Below are 18,648 nucleotides of genomic sequence, written 5' to 3'. Positions count from 1 at the left end.
ACGATGAACAAATTATTCGAAACATCAGAGCTCAAAGGCTTAGAACTGCAAAACCGTGTCGTTATGGCACCCATGACACGTGCTCGTACTAGCCAACCTGGAAACGTGCCAAACGATATGATGGCAACCTATTACCAGCAACGTGCCAGTGCAGGTTTAATCATCACCGAAGCCACGCAAATCTCAGATGACTCTCAAGGCTACTCATTCACACCCGGCGTTTATACCGATGCGCAAATCGAAGGTTGGAAACCAGTAACTACAGCCGCAAAAGAACAAGGCGCTGCGATATTCTGTCAGCTATGGCATGTCGGTCGCGTGTCTCACCCTACTTTTCAAAAGGGCGAACTGCCGATTGCACCGTCAGCTTTAGCACCAATAGAAACTCAGGTGTGGATTTCTGATGAGAATGGTAATGGCAACATGGTGGATTGCATCCAGCCAAGAGAAATGACCCAAGCAGACATCAATCGCGTCGTTCAAGATTTTGCGAACTCGGCGAAGAAGGCCATCGAGGCAGGCTTTAATGGGGTCGAGATCCACGGCGGCAATGGCTACCTGATTGATCAATTCCTAAGAACGAACTCAAACAAACGAACCGACAAGTATGGTGGCAGCCGCGAGAACCGACTTCGCTTTCTAATAGAAGTAGTAGATGCTGTCATTGATGCGATTGGCGCGGACAAAGTGGGCGTACGTTTGGCTCCGTTCATCACCTTCAAAGACATGAACTGCCCAGACATCGTGCCAACGATTTTAGAAGCCTCAAAAGCACTGCAAGCACGTGATATCGCTTACCTGCATCTATCAGAAGCAGACTGGGACGACGCTCCGGTTATTCCTGAAAGCTTCCGAGTAGAACTGAGAGAGTTATTCTCTAACACCATTATCGTCGCAGGCAGCTACACACCAGAGCGCGCCGAAGAAGTACTAAGCAAAGGCTACGCGGATCTCGTCGCATTTGGTCGCCCATTCGTGGCCAACCCCGATCTCGTATCACGCCTACAAAACGGCAGCGAACTGTCAGAACTTGATGGGGCTACCCTATTCGGCGGTAACGAAAAAGGTTACATCGATTATCCGGCTTTGTAGTTACTAAAAAGGCCTACATAATGAATGTAGGCCTTCGCTTTAAATATTAGTTTTCAGAAGGTTAGCTACGGCTCGAAATACCGGGACCACCACTGAATTACCGAACTGTTTATAAGCTGCTGTATCAGCGCAAACAATTCTAAAATCGGTATCACTATCATTGCGGTCAAACTCCGGCTTTTCAAACCCCATAAGTCTCGCGCACTCACGAGGAGTTAGGCGACGCGGAGTTTTATATAGAGAGTCAAACTCAGGCGCGTAGCGGCCATGTAACTCATCATATTTCTTTTCACCTTCCTTAAGTGCTAGTTTGTACTCTTTCTCTCCGACTTCTGGGTCATTCAATTTCAGTCTATCGGCAAAAGATTTTGCAACTTCATCACGTTCAAGGTTCTTACGAATACCATGTTCTCGATTATCAGTTAGATATTCTGGTTCCAAAGCATCTTGATTGATTAGTATCTCGGAACCATCTTTATAGTAACGAGCGGAAAGTGTTCTTGACACAGCGTGTGGATTGCTAGGATCTACTAAGCCAAATCCAAACCCATTTCCTTTGGTTTGATGCTTCAATGCATAGTGATACAAGTAGTTCCAAAGATTAGGAGTTAACGTATATTTTTTCTTTTCTGCATCAGTTAACGGACATAGAATTTCAGCAAAAGTATAACGCTTCTGTGGCTTTTCAATATTACGAAGTGATAATCGTTTTAAGCTAGGGTTGGCTTCTGCTAAATCTTTGCGTACACCGACTAAAACAATACGCTCACGATGCTGTGGTGTAAAATGCGCACCATCAATGACTGTAGGTTCAGGTTTACGTTTGCGGACTTCTTGTATCGCTTCCTCAATATCGCTATCTACATCGGAAATATCAGCGATCCAATATCCTGCTCGATCAAGCGAACGAATGATCGTCGCAAATGTATTGCCTTTATCGTGGCTTTTAAGGTTCTTAACATTCTCAAGAACAAAGTACTTAGGCTGGCGTGTTATAAGTATTTGTTCAACATCAAAAAACAGCGTTCCTTGAGTATCACACTCAAAACCATGGGCACGACCTAATGAATTTTTCTTAGATACACCTGCTAATGAAAATGGCTGACATGGAAAGCCAGCAAGTAATAAATCATGCTGAGGGATATGCTTTAATATATTAGCTTGCTTATCTTCTTCTGAAACACCGCTATCACCACTTTGGGTGATCTTGGTGATATCCATGTAAGAAGTGTTTTTCTCTACGTTCTCTTTCTCGTTATCTAAGAAATAAGGAAGCTCATGCTCATCTACATAATGATTTGCAAGGTAAGTACGTCGAGCCGCAGAATCCCATTCATTGGTAAAAACACATTTCCCTCCAACGTCTTCAAAACCCTTACGCAATCCACCAATACCAGCAAAAAGATCGATGAAAGTGAAATCTGGGTTATCCCAATGAGCTGGTTTTACAGGCAAAAGCTTATTTTGAAGGTCTTCTAACGCCTTTTCATGAAAGACGATTATTCCAGCCTCAGGGTTGGCTTTCCACTTATTAAGTTTCTCCCGAGTGATATCGCAATAGTTACCGCCAAGCTCTTGAAGTTTAATCGCCAAGTTCTTCTGATCGTAGATTTCCACGAGTAATTTCAAAAGCTTATTCGTCGCAAGTAAGTTACGCTCAATACGCTTTTCGTCTTCAATGTCACCTTTCAGTATTTCTTGATATCGCATGGGTTTTATTCTATTGGGAATTTTGTGTGTCATGCTATCACACAAAATTCCCTTTTGGAGTTATTTAACCAAGTTTACAAGTCTTGTCTCTTCATAGAGACTATCAGCAGCCTTATAAATATCATTAATGCGCCATTGAGAACGACGTTTGTTGTCTTTAGGACTATCAGGGCAGTACTTAGGGGCAGGGTCTAAATAGACAGTGCCTTTATGAATAGCTTGGAATAACTTTTCAGCATTTGTTCTATTGCACCAAAGTACTTGATCTATGAAATCAATCTTCCACTTGTACCCTTTGTCTAGTGTACTCTGCTCTTCATTAACCAGCTTTTGAGCTGGGACATAAACCACTTCATTATGCTTAGCACCCCAACAGTTCAGTAAACGTTCCAGTGACCAACTAGCCGCGACTTCACCACTTCTGTCTTCTAGAATAACTTTCATATCAGTCATTTGCTTTGTGATTGGAATCTCAGGATCATAGTAGCCAGCTTTATACAGGATTGTTTTCTTGCCTGTTATTCCATCTTTTTCTTTGATTGCATGCTTACAGGTTATCTTAAGAGTAAGTAAGCTCTTTGTGTTCTCTTGATATGCACGGTGCAAGCCAGTAAGACGGTATGCTCCTTCTTTTTCATAACCATAGGTCGTCATGAATAAGTTGAAGTTTTCTTTATACAAACCCCCATCAGGCTCTGGAGTAAACAACGTTAATTTTTTGCGTGTAAAGCATTTGAGCTCTATACCAAAAATATCACCGTTTTTATCTGCGTTGGGCTTAATTCCACAAGCATGCTCTAAAGTATAACCATGTACCTGAGTCCCAGTGAAAGGGATGGTATTTCCCTCTTTGTCAAACCGACAACCAAGTAAAGTTTGTGATGCAACATTTTCTCTAAGTATCGCTTTGAGCTTTTGAGTTCCGGTTTCTTGTTCAATGACAACCGCCTTGCACACCGAAGAACCAAAGTAGTTTTCGAGGGCTTTGAACTCTTTGACAAACTCTTGTGGCGGATTAACGGCTATCATTGCGACAGCCTCACCAGTCTTGGTTGCCCCGATAATAAGATAGCGAGGTAACAACTCATCACTTTTTGTGTAATCGACCGATAAAGAACGTGGCATCTCTAAATCATCGGTTACAAACCCTGATAATCGAGCTTCAGGGTATTGAGCATAAATGATGGCTTTACAGGCTTTAGTCTTAGCTAATTTTCCGTCAGTCGATAGCCATGAAAAACGCTCAAATGTCGCTTCTGGGATTCTTCTTCCGGGATTTGAGGTCTTTTTTGTCTGGCTAGTACTAGCTTCTCTATCGCGAAAGTTAAGAGCGAAAATCGAGTTAAGTAAGCTCGCATCTGAGTGTATGTATATCTGATTTTTATCATTAGCATTTTTAGGTAATGCTTTAATCAACGCAATATTACAGCCATGCGCCTGCAACAATTTACTGGCAGCTGCCAAATTAGGGGTGTTGAAGTGATCAAAATGGTTGAATTCGTACATTGGTTCAGCCTTGTATCAGATATGAGACTAGACACTATGCTTAAAATTCCAGGATATCAACGAGTTACATCAAGTTTTTCATCCATGAGACACTTAATTAATCAAATTAATATATGACATTAGATCAGTGCCCATTCCTTCCGGGTTATTGGTTTAGGTGATAATAGAATTGGGTACATCGATATGAAACGCACAAACATTTCCTTCAGGCAAAAGAAAGGCTCGCATGACTAGTGCGAGCCTAATGCAGTTTAGGGGGTAAACCACAATCTGGGACTAATTATTTAACTTATGAGTCATTATGCACTTGTGCGCATTGATATTCTATTTTTAAATGATTCACTACAATTAATCAATCGATAAAAGTTAGCGTTTGGTCAATTTAAACCACATAAATAACAGTGATTTAGTGAACAGCGTCTAGAAATTCATCATAAATCCCATATAAATCAGATTTATAGACTTCTCATTTGCCAATAACCCTCACCATTGGTTGCGAGCTGGCTATGTAAGTAATCGAGCGTGTCAGCCACTTTTCCGGCAATGCCTTGAGGCGGGTTAAACAGTAACAACCCACTACCAATGAGGCGATCATCGCCCTTTGGATCGCGCAGTCGCAATTCCGATTTAATCGGGCTTGGTAGCAAGCCATCTTTCACCGCTGTCACGCAGTGGTTCAAAATCAGTGAGCTTTTGTCATCGGTGTAGAGCGGATACCAAATCAGCGCAGAGACTTTCTCAGATTGCTGATATGCCTTCACTAAGGCGTCAATCACTGCGAGATATTCAGCATCGGTTTCATAGGGTGGGTCGATAACAATCAGGTGATGGTTATCATGCTTAGCTACATCATCGGGTAGCGCTTTAAGCCCGTCGCCTGCGGTAATGGTGAGCTTACTTGAGACATCCAGATCGCGTTGTAGCTTCTCAATATTGGTTTGAAGTAAATCGGCTTCATCTTGCTGAATATCGGAAAAATAGAAGCTGTCTTGGCTTCGACCTTGCTGATACGTAATGGCCGCAGAACCGGGATACAGAGTGATAAGCTGATTAGGGTTGTAGTATTCCAGCACCGACATAAAAGACGCGAATGATTCTGGAAGATAAGCTTTGTTTCGCCATAAGTACCCCACCCCTTCGGCAAACTCGCCTGCATGATTACTTGGTGCGGTTGTCAGGTCGTAACACCCTGTCCCTGAGTGTGTGTCGATAACATTGAGACGTGAATGCTGCTGCATTAATGACTGAACCAGAGCACTCAATACCGGATGCTTAAGGGCATCACCGTGGTCGCCTACATGACATTGATGTCGATATTCCATTCCCTTGCCTCATTTCTACTGACGTCATATAAACATACTTCATATCCTGAGGGCTTTCCTGCTCAATCTATCGTTTTTTGAAATAGCCTCTCTTTTGACTAACTGTCTGACTCTTATAAAAAATAAAGCCCTTCGTCTTATTACAAACGAAGGGCTTTACTGAAGTTACTCACTAACTCGTGCTGTTAGCTAAGAAACACCTTAAGGGTACTCTCCCTCAACTTCTACAGGTGCTTTTACTTGGTAGTGACAAGGCTGTAGGCCAAGCAATTTAGGTAGGGTAATACCGACTGATACTGAAGACCACGTACCGCTGACAATACCGACAACCAATGCAATTGCGAATCCTTGCAGTGCCGCGCCACCAAGCAACCAAAGCGCTGATACAGTGATTAGCGTAGTGCCTGAAGTCACCATGGTGCGCGAGAAAGTCGCTTTCACTGATTCGTTAAGCAAGTTATCAGTGTCACCGTTAGGGTTGCCACGTAGCATCTCACGCACACGGTCGGCGATGATGATTGAGTCATTAAGTGAGTAACCCAATATCGCTAACACCGCCGCTAATACCGTTAGGTTGAATTCGAACTGAGTGAATGCGAATAAGCCCAAGATAAGCGTCACGTCATAGATGATCGCAGCAAGTGCACCCAGTGCCAAACGCCATTCAAATCGTACACTCAGGTACAGCATGATCATTAGGAAACACACCAATACTGCCAAGCCACCTTGGTCAACCATGTCTTGACCCACTTGAGGACCAACCACGCTGCTGTTAAGCACTTGAACTTGATCGCTCACCGATGACAAAACATCCACTAGGTTAGGCTGTGGTGCGTCCGTCAATTGGCTGTAACGCAGTGTCCAGCGGTCTTGTTCTGCCATGCCAACAACTTGTACGTCTTGTTGGAAAGCGGCATCAAGTTTTGTTTTTAAATCGTCTTTGGTTACTTGGTCAGAAAGCTGAACTTCGGCAACCACACCGCCCGTAAAGTCCAAGCCCCAGTTAAAACCTTTTACTGCCACCAGCATCACAGAGCTCATGAACAGCACAATAGAAATCACAGACATCACCTTACGAAGGCGAGTCATATTGCTGTCTGAAATATAGCGGTCTGAATTAGTCACTTTTGTTGAAGTTCTCATGCTTAAATCCTTACATCGTGGCGTTGGTCACGCCCCCAAGCCAAATTGATGATCGCGCGTGACGCAAAAATACCTGTAAACATACTGGTTAGAAGACCCAAACCTAGGGTCAATGCGAACCCTTGAATCGGTCCATTACCAATGGTGTACAGAGCCACGGCAACAATCATGGTAGTGACGTTGGCATCGAAGATTGAAGAAAATGCGCTATCAAAGCCACGGTCGATCGCACTCGCAAAGCTGCGCCCTTCTTTCATTTTGTCTCGAATACGTTCGAAGATAAGTACGTTGGTATCTACCGCCATACCGACCGTTAATACCAAGCCCGCAATGCCTGGCAGGGTTAATACCGCACCCGGTAGCATCGCAATCAAACCAAATAGTGTGGTCATGTTGACGACCAATGCAGCGTTCGCAACCCAACCAAGGCGGCGATACCATAGCGCCATAAACGTGAGAGTTAGACCAAGGCCAAGTGCCAAAGCAGCAAAGCCGTTAGTGACGTTTTCAGCACCCAAAGATGGACCAATGGTGCGCTCTTCAATAATGGTTACTGGCGCAGTCAATGAACCCGCACGAAGCAATAGAGCCAGCTCTTGTGCTTCCGCCATGCTACCTGCACCCGTGATTCTAAAGCGGCTGCCCAATTGAGATTGGATGTTCGCCACACTGATCACTTCACTGGTTTTCTCGCTGTTACCGGCTCTGTCACGGCTGTACTCGCTGTACACGGTTGCCATTGGCTTGCCGATGTTATGACGAGAGAACTCAGACATTTTCTTACCACCCGCTGAATCCAGCGTGATGTTTACTTCTGCACTGCCCATCTCACCAATGCCGCTACGAGCATCGATAATGTGCTCACCGCTCAGTACCGCTTTGCGAGCGACAACAACACGATTGCCATCTGTATCTTTTAGCGTTTGAGTGTTGCGCGTTGGGTTATCGTAAACAGAGTAGAACGCCAATGATGCCGTTGCACCAATCACGTCTTTCGCTGCTGCTGGATCTTGCACACCCGGAAGTTCGATACGAATACGGCTTTCACCTTGGCGTTGAATTGAAGCCTCTGTGATACCTAGCTCTTCAATACGGCTGCGCATGATTTGTAGGTTTTGTTGAACCGTTAGGTTGCGTAGCGTTCTTTGTTCATCTTCAGATTGCGTTAGAGTCAGCTTTTTGTCTGAGCTATCACGTAGCCATTGTGGGAATTCTTCACGGATCAGCTTTTGCGCTTTTTCGAAATCCGCGTCAGTGCGGAAATTAAATTCCACTTGGTTGTTCACCACTTTACCGCGGGCATAACGCACTTCGCTGGTGATCTCATCGACCATAGCTTGCGCTTGTGCGTGGTAAACCGGCTCCATATCCACTTCTAACAAGAACTGCACACCGCCACGTAAATCAAGGCCTAGCTGAATCGGTGCGAAGCCCATATCAGTCAACCATTTTGGTGCTGCTGGCTCCATCGCGAGAGCTACAGTTGCGTTGTCTAGTAGGCGATCATTCAGCACTTCTTTAGCTTTCGCTTGTTGCTCGGCATCTTCTAAGATAACCACTAAACGTTTGTCTTTTTGAAAGGCTGATTTGGCTTGGATACCTTCACTCGCAAGGTATTGAGTTACCTGAGTAGCGTCGATCGTTTGATCTGAACGGTTACTAATTTGAACCGAAGCGTTCTCGCCATACCAAGAAGGCAGAGCACTCAGAACCATGATGATGATGGTGGCGATAAGCACCACGTATTTCCACTTTGCGTAGTGGTTGATTTGTTTTCTTGGAATGCGCTTTTTCACAGTCAAGATCTCTTCTTTTTACCAATCACGGTGAATAAATGATCGACACTAGCGCAGGAAAAAGGCTTGAGAACAAGGCAGGGTTTTTCGATAAGTAGCTATTCTACAATCAAAAATTCTAACGCAGTTATCGAGCATTTTAACCAGCTAGGGTGTCCATTTATTTACTACGATTGGTATGTCTAATGTTTTGCGAACACAAGTGACGACTAGCGACAACCAGAACAAGCTGATTGAAGATAGTGAGGCTAAAATTATGTGTCGCTATATTTGATTAACTGGCGAGTTCAACGGGCACAAGTGACCATCGATACGACCAATTTGGGGTCAAACGATTAGCTAAGAAGATCTCGAAAGTGGGAATATTGTATGTTGCCCTCTTTCCACCCAGAAAGCCGGGAAGATGGAGAACTCACAATACTGGTCCAGTGTTGTTTTTGATCCAACAGAGGTGTGTTGACCAACAGAGAGGCCAGCAAAGAAGGAGGAGAAAAATCAATAAGCAGATGATAAGAAGGCTTTAGATCGGCCCCGCTTTCTTGCTCATTGGTTAATATACGTCGGTAAGTGGTCGCTTGAAGGCTCGATTCAGTATCGTGGTAGTTGGAACTGTCACCGGCAGACGCAGTGCCCAACTGAACTTTATCGCACTCTAAATAAGCTGATGGATCATCAACCGCGGCTTGCTTACATTGTTTTTCCGAAGAAGATTGTTTTTCCGCAGAAGACTGTTTGTTTGCAAAGGATTGCTGTTGAGCAGAATCGATTTGAAACGGCTTAGAAGGAAACGAATAGCCGTTAGAATTCACTAAGCCAAAGCTCAGTAAAAACAACATTAAGACTAATCGGGTACCCAGTTTCAGCAATCTAATATCCAAACAACATTCTCGTAGATCGTCAATCTACAATACAAATGAAACGCTGTCTTGATTTAAAACATTTTTTTAGAAAATGATGCGATGCAACCGATTAAGCGTCGTTGTTCTAAAGAAAAGAAAAAGCCAAGCAACAAGGCTTGGCTTTAAATAATGTAGGAATTAAGCGATTGTAATTATTACAGTTTAGGACGCATGATGTTCTTAATTTTACGGCTATTGCCACCAAAGATACGTTGCACTAGCGCATTCATATCTTCTGCACTGATCGTCCTAGCAACACGCTCAACTTGAGACAAAGCTTCGATGTCGTAACCATGAAGTAAATAACGAGACAGGTACCACGCTTGGTCAATAGAGCTCATTTCAAGAGGTGTGAAGTCAGCTTCAAACTGTTTCACAACCGCTCGCATTTCCTCTTCAGAAACACCTTGTAGAAGGTCTGCAATCACCTTATCGATCGCCACTTCCACTTCATCAACGCTCTCTGGCGCGATCATCGCACCGATGACCCACTCATGACTCAGCTCGCCGTCTGCAGACGCTGAATACGTATAAGGCGAGTAATCCAAGCTCAACTCTTCACGAATATAAGTATCTAAACGAGTCGCTAACAGGCGTTCCAGCAAGCTTTCCGTGAAGATATCTTTTGCCGTTGCGCCTTGATCGGCTTCGGTTGCTGGCTCTGAGATCACTCGTAAGACGTATTCTGCGCTATTCACATTGTTGATGGCGAGATCTATGCGTGATTCTGATGGCTGCTTGTAAGCCACCTTAAAGTCAGGCACCGTCGCTTTTTCCAATGGAATCGAAGCTAGATATTTCTGAACCAAAGGCTTCAACACGCTTGGGTCGATGTCACCTACGATCACCAATTGGTTATGTCTCATTTGACCAAACAACTGCTGATGAAGATTAGCGATGTCTTCCACAGAAACCGCTTCAACACGCTCTTTATCAACATACAGGTGACCACTTTCCTGACTATAGATGTTCTGGTTTATTGCGCGTTCAAACTGACCAACAGGACTGTCTAAGAAAGATTCTTGCCCCTGTGCAAACTCCTGCTTCACCGCGTCTAATTGCTCAGGGTTAATTTTAGGAGCCATGATGAAGGTATAAAGCGCAGCAAACGTGTCTTCAAGGCCGTCTTTAGTGATATTAAATTCAATACCATGACGAGTGTTGCCAATGAAGGAATCAGCACGAATATTTTCACGATCCAAGTACGCTAAAAGCTCAGAGCCCGTAAATTCACCGACACCGCTGCGAGCGAAAGTAGGTAACGCAACCTCAACCGCTGGGTATAAGCTCGGATCCAAAGCGGCTTTTCCGCCGAGGCTCATGTACATCACACCAACATCATCACCTGCCACATAATCACGCAGGTACCACATATCGATACCATTGCTTAACGTCCACTTTTGGATGTATGGGTCGACGGACATTTGTTCCGCAAGCACAACCTCGCCCTGCGAACTTGGTACAGCAAAGGCACTCGCTGTTCCAATCGCGAGCGGCTGTGCTCCCGTTTCGCTGTAAGTCGCTTTTAGACTATCTAGCGAGTCAATGACCGCCGCTCTATCTTCAGAATCGTCCAAGCCGATAACAAGGAAGTAATCATCAGAAAGCAGGTCTTTGATGTTGTCGTTAATCGCCTCAAGGTTTAAGTTCGCAATGAAGGTTTCCAAACTGGCTTGATAGTCTTTCTGCGACTGGACGATTCGATCAGTTACAAGCGCACTGGCTTTGTAGTTCGCGTGGTCAACGCTGTCCATTTTGTCCCAGTCATGCTCGATGTCATCCAGCAAGTCTTGGTAGTAGTGCTGCTCGCCAACGATATCCGTTTTCGATACGCCAAAGTCACGCAGTGATGCCAATGTAGAAAGCATCTCTTGTTGGATAACCTCGCGACCGCCTGCTGGGAAGCCAACACTGATTGAAGAATAATTCAGAGAACCCATTCGGTAGTTATCAGACGCTACCCATTGGGTCGGCAGCGCTGCATCATTGAATACTGCTTCGAGTCGCTGTTGAATGATTTGTTGCGCGGTTTCATCTAACCAACGTTGATGCTGCTGAGCATGAGTTTCAACTCTATCTAAACCGCGGTTGAACGTCAGAGTGATACTCGGCGCTTCTCTTCCTGCGTATTCAACATAATCACCTTCATTGAACGAAGTCATTTTCTGCTTTTCAGGCCTTGGTGTTTCACCACGCTCCCAGCTAGAAAACTTCTCTTCAATCAATGGAATCAAGGTTTTGATGTCTACATCACCTGAAATAACTAACTCGGCGATTTGAGGTTGATACCAAGTTTGGTAGAAGTCAGATAAGCCCTGAGGCGTTGCCTCTACAACCGATGTTTTCGAGCCCAATGCATCTTGAGATTCATACGGACCTCCTTCAATCAAGTGATCATAAAATACCTCTCCGAATGACTTGTCATCAAGGCGAGCCATGCGAAACTCACCCAGAATCACGCCTTTCTCTTTTTCAACTTCAGAGCTTGCGATGTCTAGGCCGTCACCCACATCACGCATCCACGTCAAGGCAGACTGCAACTCGATGTTATCGGGCAAATCTAACTGGTATACCGTCTCTTCATAAGAGGTGTAGGCGTTAATATCCGCACCAAAACTAGAACCGGCATCTTCAAACAAACGAATCACATCGTTCTGAGAGAAGTTTTTACTGCCATTGAATGCCATGTGCTCAACAAAGTGAGCATAACCTTCCTGTTGAGAAGTCTCTTGAATCGAACCCGCGTGAACGACTAAACGTACAGAGACAGACTCTTCATGATCAGGATAAACATGATAGGTAAGACCGTTTTCCAGTTGACCTGAAGTCCACGTTGGATCCGGTTGGATTAAGTTTTCGGTGGTTTTTGATGTTGAGCTACAGCCAACCAAAGTTAGGCATAGTGCCGTCGCTAAATAATATGTTTTCATAACAACCTCTTAATGTCATTCATCGACAATATACAGATTGAGTTAACGATTATTATTTAATATTTAACCCGATGAATATCTTTGTGATCTGGATCTTCATTTTATAAATTAACATGCGATATATAAGATGGCTTGTGTTCACTTGAAGTAGCACTTTAATAAGAGCTTATGAAATCCATTTAAACACACTTGCTACATACCTTAAGTGAGCCTCTACATACCTTTAAATAGCGCTTGCGAGGCGCGGCTGATGGGTAACTTTTGCCCAGACACATAAGCCGACATCTGACCTGAGAGCCCTTTCTTCACCTTATCGATGGCCGACACTTTCACTACCACCGAACGATGGATCTGCCAGAACTCATCAGGATTAAGCTGCGCAATCAGCTCTTTTAATGATACGCGAAGAATAAACTCCTCTAGCGAGCCGCCTTGGCCTTTTTTGAATATCGAGACGTACTTATCTTCCGCTTTGAAGTAAGCGACATCATCGACGGCGATAAGGTGAATGTCTTCTCCAACACTGGCTTTGAGCCATGTGAGATGCTTTTGCTGCGATTGATAAGAAGGTTGCGTTTGCTGAGAAGTCGCTTGAGATAACTGTTGAAGCTGACTCATTAACGCCGCAATGTCAGGTTGTTGAGGCGTGTTACCTGAATGGGTTTGGTTGCTCGACAAACGCGCTTGCACCTTTTGGCATGTTGCAAGTAAGCGCTCTTGATTAATCGGTTTAAGCAGGTAATCCATCGCATTGTGCTCAAAGGCTTTAACTGCGTATTCGTCATAAGCCGTAATAAACACAATCAATGGCGGTGAATCTAACTTGTTGAGTTGTTTCGCCAGCGAGATTCCATCCAGCTCAGGCATACGAATATCGAGAAACGCCACGTCGGGCTTAAGCTGCTGAATACTCTGCATCGCCTCCAAACCGTTTTGTGCCTTGCTGACGATTTCTAGCTCCGGCCAAACCTCAGCCAAGCTCTTGTCTAAGTGATGCCTTAACAGTGCTTCATCGTCTGCGATAATCGCCGTTACGCTCGGCTGTATTGCTGGGTTATTCATCGTTAGTCCTTTAAATTCACACTGTAAATCGTCTATTTATCGTCACTGTTCTGTGCTTTCTGGTCTGTAATTCTAGGCGGCTGAGTCATCCAGTGGCAACAAGATCGTCGAGACGACCCCGCCTTCAGCTTGTTCAGTAATCGTTAGGCTCGCCTTATCGCCATAAAGGGTTTCGATTCTTTGACGAATATTGCTTAACCCAACACCATGACCCGTATTCGCAGAGGGTGTTTTCAGCCCTGCACCATTATCCGACACTTGAATTTTTAGCTGCTGTGCTTGTTGAGTAATGCGAACATTCACTTGGCTACCAGCGGCTATGGGTTCAATACCGTGCGTGAGTGCATTCTCGACCAAGGGTTGAATCAAGAACGGTGGAATCACCTGCAAATCGCTAATCTCATGTGTTTCAATCGAGAACGTTAAGCGCTCACCCAAGCGTATCTTTTGGATATTAAGATAAGCGTCTAACAAGTCGACCTCTTGTGCGATTGTCGATTGCTCAGTGCGGCTATTCTTCAAAGTCACACGCAACAAGTCGGTCAGTTTTTCGAGCATCAACTTGGCTTTCGCGCTGTCACTCTCAATCAATACATTGATGGTCGCAAGCGTGTTGAACAAGAAGTGCGGTTCAATTTGGCTTTGCAGTTGCTTAAGCTGACTCATCACCACCACTTTCTCTTGGTCTGCTTGGCGACGTTTAGCAACCTCCAACTCATTTTCGGCTCTGAGTTGTTCGCCTTTCGTATAAAAATAGTAGTAACAAACCGAGCAAAAAATGACACCTAAAAGCATCACCGATTTCAATCCAGAGAAACTGTCGCCAAAGAAACCATTTAACCAATAATGAGCGTTTAGCGTACCAACCGTCATCGCCACCAACATCGATATACCCACTTCAAACACTCGAGATTCGGTTTTGAACAACTTAACCAGAATGAAAGAAGAGCCGACCGCACTCAAGCCAAAACCAAAGCTGATCGCGAGGTTGAGGAGAAACTCACCTCCCCAAATAGTTTGCGTGGTCACAGCAATCAAAGCGCAGAAAATGGAGGTCAGAGTGAAGCTTTTAATCCATGAAAACTGACTGTCTGAAGAAGTACTCATTAAAATCGTCCTTTGATATTTAAAAGAATCATATGACTATCAGGTAAGTTGGCGTAAGCAGAATCACTTTTACCGCCTAGAAAGCGTGCAGCAAGTTCCAAATCCAACGATGAATTGCCATTATCTAAAGCCTGATAGTTGAGCCACTGGGTCGCAATAAAACCACCGTCTTGTGGAGATAACATCACATCAAATGTTGGAGTGACATCTTCAAGCCAGCCATGTGTAGAATCCAAAGACCAGTGAAACATAATGTTATGTTGAACCAAATTGGCGTGTTGATAACCCTGAGCGTAAGAACCTGCCAATGAAGCTGTCATCGGATTAACCGACAAAGACTCAGCACTTTCTATCGCACTTTGCCATTCAGAATTACTCCAAGCACGACTATCAAACCAGTATTCCAACACCACATTGTGCCCCGTGTCATTGGCCCATGTTAGTCCTGCTAACGCTTGATAAGCTTCGCCCTGCTCTTCAAGATAAACCGGTTTAAGCATTGAATCCGGCTGACTGTAGCCAAGGCTTTGTCGTTGATAGACCACCGAACCATGAAACTCCCATGCAAGGTTTAAGACCGAAACCAAACTCGCTCCAAGCAAGCCGTGGCGCACATCATCATAATAAGCGACCCACTGATACTCATGGTCACCCACTAGGTTGTAACGACGTAAGCCAAATCCTTGTTGCTGGTTCTGCTTTTCGAATTCATTTACGTCTTGAGAAGTCCATGACGAATCGCTGTAAAGCAGTGTCCATTCGCCCGTCATATCGAACAGTGACGCCGACGCAACACCCGCCCCCTCCTCAGCGACAATGCCTACTGGGTTTTGGCGATAAGGCTTGATGATGTCTAGCGGTCGGTAGCCATAACCCACGCCCCAATCGAGGCGAACCTTGCCGAGCGTCACATCGAGGTAGTGGTCACCGACTATAGAATTAGACACCTCAACACCACCTTGCCAAAACAACTCGCGCACGATGAATTCCGATTCAAAGCTCGCCTCTTGTCCTTGAGGATTGTTACTCAAAATATCGTTGGCTTTGACTGCAAACAGGCCAAGCCAATTGTTATAACCAACCTCAAGATCCAGTAAACCATTGAGCGACTGGCGATTATCAGATGCTAAAGGAGTGAATGGTGACTCTCGTGATTCAATCGCTTCGGCACTGAGTTGCCAATCCCAAGCCAAGCTCAGCTCATCCGCTTGAATCGTGTTACTTACGCAAGACAAAGCAAGCAAAATAGCAGCTGAATACTTGATGTAAGGCTTACGACTAGAAGCTTTCATGGCATCCACCTAAAGCCCAGATACGCTATTACGCGATAAGTAAGCTGGGTTGTAGTATTTGTCTGCCAAGGCTTGTTCGCTTACTTCGCGGTACTCAATCACGGTCTTCTTACTTGGTTGAATCTTATCAAGTAAGGTCATTGACACTACACTCGGCAAGCCATCACGCACGCCTTCAGTAAACCACGCTTGCTTGGCTAGTTTTCCTGAACGCAAATACAAATCCGCTTTAACTGGAAATGCGCGCTCTGTCGTTAACCACAGATCGATGGATTGATAACTCGCGCCCTTAGTTTTTGCGGTGAGTTTTAAGTGATGGGTATCAAGCAGATCACCACTTGACACCTCAACCTGTTGTTCGACAACCCACTCACCTTGGTAATCTTCGCTCCAAGTGAGCGTTGAGATATCACCAACCGAAGCTTCACCAAGCAATTTTTGCATCGGGGTAATACGAATTGGACGACGAGATTTCGGCATCAATAACCAATAGTTGTCTTCTATCATCAGCATCTTTTGACCCGCCTCGACAGCAGACTTGAACACGACCAAGGATTCTCGATTTGGTCTTGTATAGACGTTGTACTCACGGGTTTTATCCAGTTGTTCGTCTTGATATAGCGCGACTAAAGAGACCACCTTGGACGCTTGTGCACTGTTCAAGCGGTAGCTATCTGCTTTAGCAATCATCTCGGTGACTTGTTGTGAATCGATAGCCCAGCTTGGTGCCGATGCTAGAACCAAAGCCAACGCAGAACCTAAAATAGTGAGTGAACGAGTAAATTTATACATAAACCAGCGCCTCCGTGATTGGCTTATTCACGCCTTTGCGAGCAGAGAAATAAGCGGCTAGCAAACAGATCGTCAGCACACCTAAGGTGGCGTAACCAACCAATTCTAATGAGAAGTAAATGTTGAGTGGGTAACCTTCGGTTCGACCCGGAGGTGGTGGCATTTGTATATCGACTACCAGTAACAACACCGACACTAAACCGCTCACTAGTGCGCCTATCGCACTGCCAATTACCGCCAGTAATCCCGCCTCTTTTAAGAAGCCTGCGACGATTTCAGAAGGGTAACTACCAAGAGCCGACAAGGTGCCAATTTCACGAGTGCGCTCCGTCACCGACATGGTCATGGTGTTAAACAGCGACACGAACACTACCAATGCCATCACCGCGCCCATAATGCCGAAGATCCGGTCATAAAGATCTTTAACCTTGGTGTAGAAAAACGCACGATCTTGCCATGGGGTGATCTCGATCTCTGTGCCTTGATCGCTTTGGCTCGCGCTATTTCGATCTAAAGTAGTTTGAATACGCTGTTGAACGGTCGAGGTCTTGTTGGTTTCAAATAGGAACACCGACAAGGTACTGACTTTGTCTGAGGCCAAAAGCTCTTGTGCGGTGGTGATATGAACATACAGTTGACGCTTATCCAGCTCAGGCACCCCTGTCGAGTAGATACCCTGCACCTTAAAATCAAAGGCATTCAAAGCGCCATCACTGGTGGTGGCAAGCAGTGTCACCCAATCACCAACGGCAACTTTAAGGTTGCGAGCAAGATCAGTTCCCAGCATCACTTGTGGCTCTTGGCTGTCGTATCTTGGAGATCTCACATCCGACAGGGTTTGCCCGCTGCGCACATCAAGGAATGGTCCTTTCATGTCGAACTCACGCTCATTAACGCCCGTTCCCATAAAGATGGTCGACTTACTGCCGTTAGAAACCAAGCCGCTGAAGTAGACTCGTGGTTGAACGCCACGCACATCACTGTCACCAATAATGCTCTTGGTGAGCGCTTGAACATTATCGAGACCATTGCTCAGCGGCATGTCTTCATCTTGTTCAAAGTATCCCGGCGTGCTCAAAGTAAGATGACCAGTATCTCGAGCGGTCGATTCTCTCAAAGATTCGTAGGTGTAAAGCCCATAGCCTCCTGCTGACGTCAGCGCAAATACGGCTATCGCGATAATCAACACTGAAAGCAGGCTGCGTCGGCCATTCCTTAATAAATTAAGCCATGCCAGACGCACCGAAGTTGGAAGCAAAAACGTGCTCATTCTTTGTGTTAACTTGCCCATGATATAGCCTCCGTTGCTGTGGCTTGTGGTGCCAGTTGTCCATCGATAAGTTCAATCACTCGATCACAACGCTGCGCCATTCTTGGGTCGTGTGTTGCGACAATAAAGGTGGTGCCCATCTCGTGACCGAGCTCTTTCATAATGTCGATCACTAGGTTGGCGGTGTGGCTGTCTAGGCTCGCGGTTGGCTCATCAGCAATCACTAGGCTTGGGTTATGGATTAACGCTCTGGCTATCGCGACACGTTGCTGCTGACCGCCTGAAAGGTTGTCTGGACGGTGATGAACGTAATCTCCTAGCCCAACACGCTCTAACATCTCTTGCGCTCTGCTCTGCTGTTCTTGTTTCGAACATTGGTTCAACATCAATGGATATGCGACGTTCTCAAGCGCAGTCATCACAGGAACCAGATTGAAGCGTTGAAAGACAAAACCCAACGACTGGCGACGAAAACGCGCAGCAGTAATCTGCTCTGTTGGATACGCTTTGCCATCAATATTTATCTCGCCTTGATAGTCCATATCCAACAAACCAAGAATGTTCAAAAGTGTGCTTTTCCCTGAACCCGACGGGCCACACAGTGCCACCATTTCACCGCGTTTGATTTGGCCATCGACTCCCTTGAGAGCGTCTACACTTTGACCGCCAGTGAGATACGATTTGCCGATACCTTTAAATTCAATCATTCCGTTGTCCTCTGATTGCC

General features: G+C 45.2%; 14 protein-coding genes. 1 reads left to right on the top strand and 13 read right to left on the bottom strand.

Annotation, left to right across the window (positions count from 1 at the left end):
• Positions 1-3: 3 nt before the first annotated feature.
• On the top strand, positions 4-1,092 hold the full coding sequence (locus L0992_21395; GenBank protein XGB68955.1) for an alkene reductase: 1,089 nt from the start codon (positions 4-6) through the stop codon (positions 1,090-1,092).
• 39 nt (positions 1,093-1,131) lie between these two features.
• On the opposite strand, the gene dcm is transcribed toward L0992_21395, so the two are convergent.
• The 13 genes from dcm to L0992_21330 all read right to left on the bottom strand — a co-directional run bounded on the left by dcm (position 1,132) and on the right by L0992_21330 (position 18,628).
• The gene (gene dcm, locus L0992_21390) at positions 1,132-2,802 is read right to left on the bottom strand and encodes a DNA (cytosine-5-)-methyltransferase (GenBank protein XGB68954.1); all 1,671 of its coding nucleotides are present in this window, start codon (positions 2,800-2,802) and stop codon (positions 1,132-1,134) included.
• A 60-nt stretch (positions 2,803-2,862) separates the two neighbouring features.
• Positions 2,863-4,308 carry an MvaI/BcnI family restriction endonuclease gene (locus L0992_21385; protein ID XGB68953.1) on the bottom strand — a complete coding sequence of 482 codons (1,446 nt, stop codon included), beginning with the start codon at positions 4,306-4,308 and terminating at the stop codon, positions 2,863-2,865.
• Positions 4,309-4,763: 455 nt separating this feature from the next.
• A complete protein-coding gene (rlmJ, locus tag L0992_21380; protein ID XGB68952.1) occupies positions 4,764-5,630 on the bottom strand; it encodes a 23S rRNA (adenine(2030)-N(6))-methyltransferase RlmJ in 867 nt (288 codons plus the stop codon).
• A 201-nt stretch (positions 5,631-5,831) separates the two neighbouring features.
• A complete protein-coding gene (gene secF / locus L0992_21375) occupies positions 5,832-6,773 on the bottom strand; it encodes a protein translocase subunit SecF (protein XGB68951.1) in 942 nt (313 codons plus the stop codon).
• A 2-nt stretch (positions 6,774-6,775) separates the two neighbouring features.
• Positions 6,776-8,575 (bottom strand): protein translocase subunit SecD, encoded by a 1,800-nt coding sequence (gene secD / locus L0992_21370; protein XGB68950.1) that lies wholly within the window; start codon positions 8,573-8,575, stop codon positions 6,776-6,778.
• A gap of 329 nt (positions 8,576-8,904) precedes the next feature.
• Positions 8,905-9,405: a hypothetical protein gene (locus tag L0992_21365; GenBank protein XGB70400.1), complete on the bottom strand. Its 501-nt coding sequence runs from the start codon at positions 9,403-9,405 to the stop codon at positions 8,905-8,907.
• A gap of 218 nt (positions 9,406-9,623) precedes the next feature.
• Positions 9,624-12,398 carry an insulinase family protein gene (locus L0992_21360; protein ID XGB68949.1) on the bottom strand — a complete coding sequence of 925 codons (2,775 nt, stop codon included), beginning with the start codon at positions 12,396-12,398 and terminating at the stop codon, positions 9,624-9,626.
• A 213-nt stretch (positions 12,399-12,611) separates the two neighbouring features.
• Positions 12,612-13,460 (bottom strand): LytTR family DNA-binding domain-containing protein, encoded by an 849-nt coding sequence (locus tag L0992_21355; GenBank protein ID XGB68948.1) that lies wholly within the window; start codon positions 13,458-13,460, stop codon positions 12,612-12,614.
• A gap of 72 nt (positions 13,461-13,532) precedes the next feature.
• Positions 13,533-14,567, bottom strand: coding sequence for a histidine kinase (locus L0992_21350; protein ID XGB68947.1), 1,035 nt, complete (start codon positions 14,565-14,567; stop codon positions 13,533-13,535).
• Complete coding sequence (locus tag L0992_21345) at positions 14,567-15,859, bottom strand: hypothetical protein (GenBank protein ID XGB68946.1); 1,293 nt, start codon at positions 15,857-15,859, stop codon at positions 14,567-14,569. The genes L0992_21350 and L0992_21345 overlap by 1 nt, the downstream gene beginning before the upstream one ends.
• Before the next feature lie 9 nt (positions 15,860-15,868).
• Positions 15,869-16,651, bottom strand: a complete 783-nt coding sequence (locus L0992_21340; GenBank protein ID XGB68945.1) for an outer membrane lipoprotein-sorting protein — start codon at positions 16,649-16,651, stop codon at positions 15,869-15,871.
• Positions 16,644-17,942 (bottom strand): ABC transporter permease, encoded by a 1,299-nt coding sequence (locus L0992_21335; protein ID XGB68944.1) that lies wholly within the window; start codon positions 17,940-17,942, stop codon positions 16,644-16,646. The genes L0992_21340 and L0992_21335 overlap by 8 nt, the downstream gene beginning before the upstream one ends.
• Positions 17,930-18,628, bottom strand: a complete 699-nt coding sequence (locus L0992_21330) for an ABC transporter ATP-binding protein (protein XGB68943.1) — start codon at positions 18,626-18,628, stop codon at positions 17,930-17,932. Before L0992_21330 ends, L0992_21335 begins: the two co-directional genes overlap by 13 nt.
• Positions 18,629-18,648 lie beyond the last annotated feature (20 nt).

Origin of the sequence: Vibrio pomeroyi (genome assembly GCA_041879425.1) — a bacterium.
In the GTDB taxonomy this organism is placed as follows: Bacteria; Pseudomonadota; Gammaproteobacteria; order Enterobacterales; family Vibrionaceae; genus Vibrio; species Vibrio pomeroyi_A.
The sequence above is the reverse complement of the archived record's forward strand: the minus strand, read 5'-3'. Positions and strand labels throughout refer to the sequence as shown.

Bases quoted from the DNA above. Each gene is read 5' to 3' on its own strand.
- dcm (XGB68954.1), bottom strand. From the start codon at position 2,802: ATGCGATATCAAGAAATACTGAAAGGTGACATTGAAGACGAAAAGCGT.
- L0992_21395 (XGB68955.1), top strand. From the start codon at position 4: ATGAACAAATTATTCGAAACATCAGAGCTCAAAGGCTTAGAACTGCAA.
- secF (XGB68951.1), bottom strand. From the start codon at position 6,773: ATGAGAACTTCAACAAAAGTGACTAATTCAGACCGCTATATTTCAGAC.
- L0992_21340 (XGB68945.1), bottom strand. From the start codon at position 16,651: ATGTATAAATTTACTCGTTCACTCACTATTTTAGGTTCTGCGTTGGCT.
- L0992_21330 (XGB68943.1), bottom strand. From the start codon at position 18,628: ATGATTGAATTTAAAGGTATCGGCAAATCGTATCTCACTGGCGGTCAA.
- L0992_21365 (XGB70400.1), bottom strand. From the start codon at position 9,405: ATGTTGTTTTTACTGAGCTTTGGCTTAGTGAATTCTAACGGCTATTCG.
- L0992_21350 (XGB68947.1), bottom strand. From the start codon at position 14,567: ATGAGTACTTCTTCAGACAGTCAGTTTTCATGGATTAAAAGCTTCACT.
- rlmJ (XGB68952.1), bottom strand. From the start codon at position 5,630: ATGGAATATCGACATCAATGTCATGTAGGCGACCACGGTGATGCCCTT.
- L0992_21360 (XGB68949.1), bottom strand. From the start codon at position 12,398: ATGAAAACATATTATTTAGCGACGGCACTATGCCTAACTTTGGTTGGC.
- L0992_21345 (XGB68946.1), bottom strand. From the start codon at position 15,859: ATGAAAGCTTCTAGTCGTAAGCCTTACATCAAGTATTCAGCTGCTATT.
- L0992_21385 (XGB68953.1), bottom strand. From the start codon at position 4,308: ATGTACGAATTCAACCATTTTGATCACTTCAACACCCCTAATTTGGCA.
- L0992_21355 (XGB68948.1), bottom strand. From the start codon at position 13,460: ATGAATAACCCAGCAATACAGCCGAGCGTAACGGCGATTATCGCAGAC.
- L0992_21335 (XGB68944.1), bottom strand. From the start codon at position 17,942: ATGGGCAAGTTAACACAAAGAATGAGCACGTTTTTGCTTCCAACTTCG.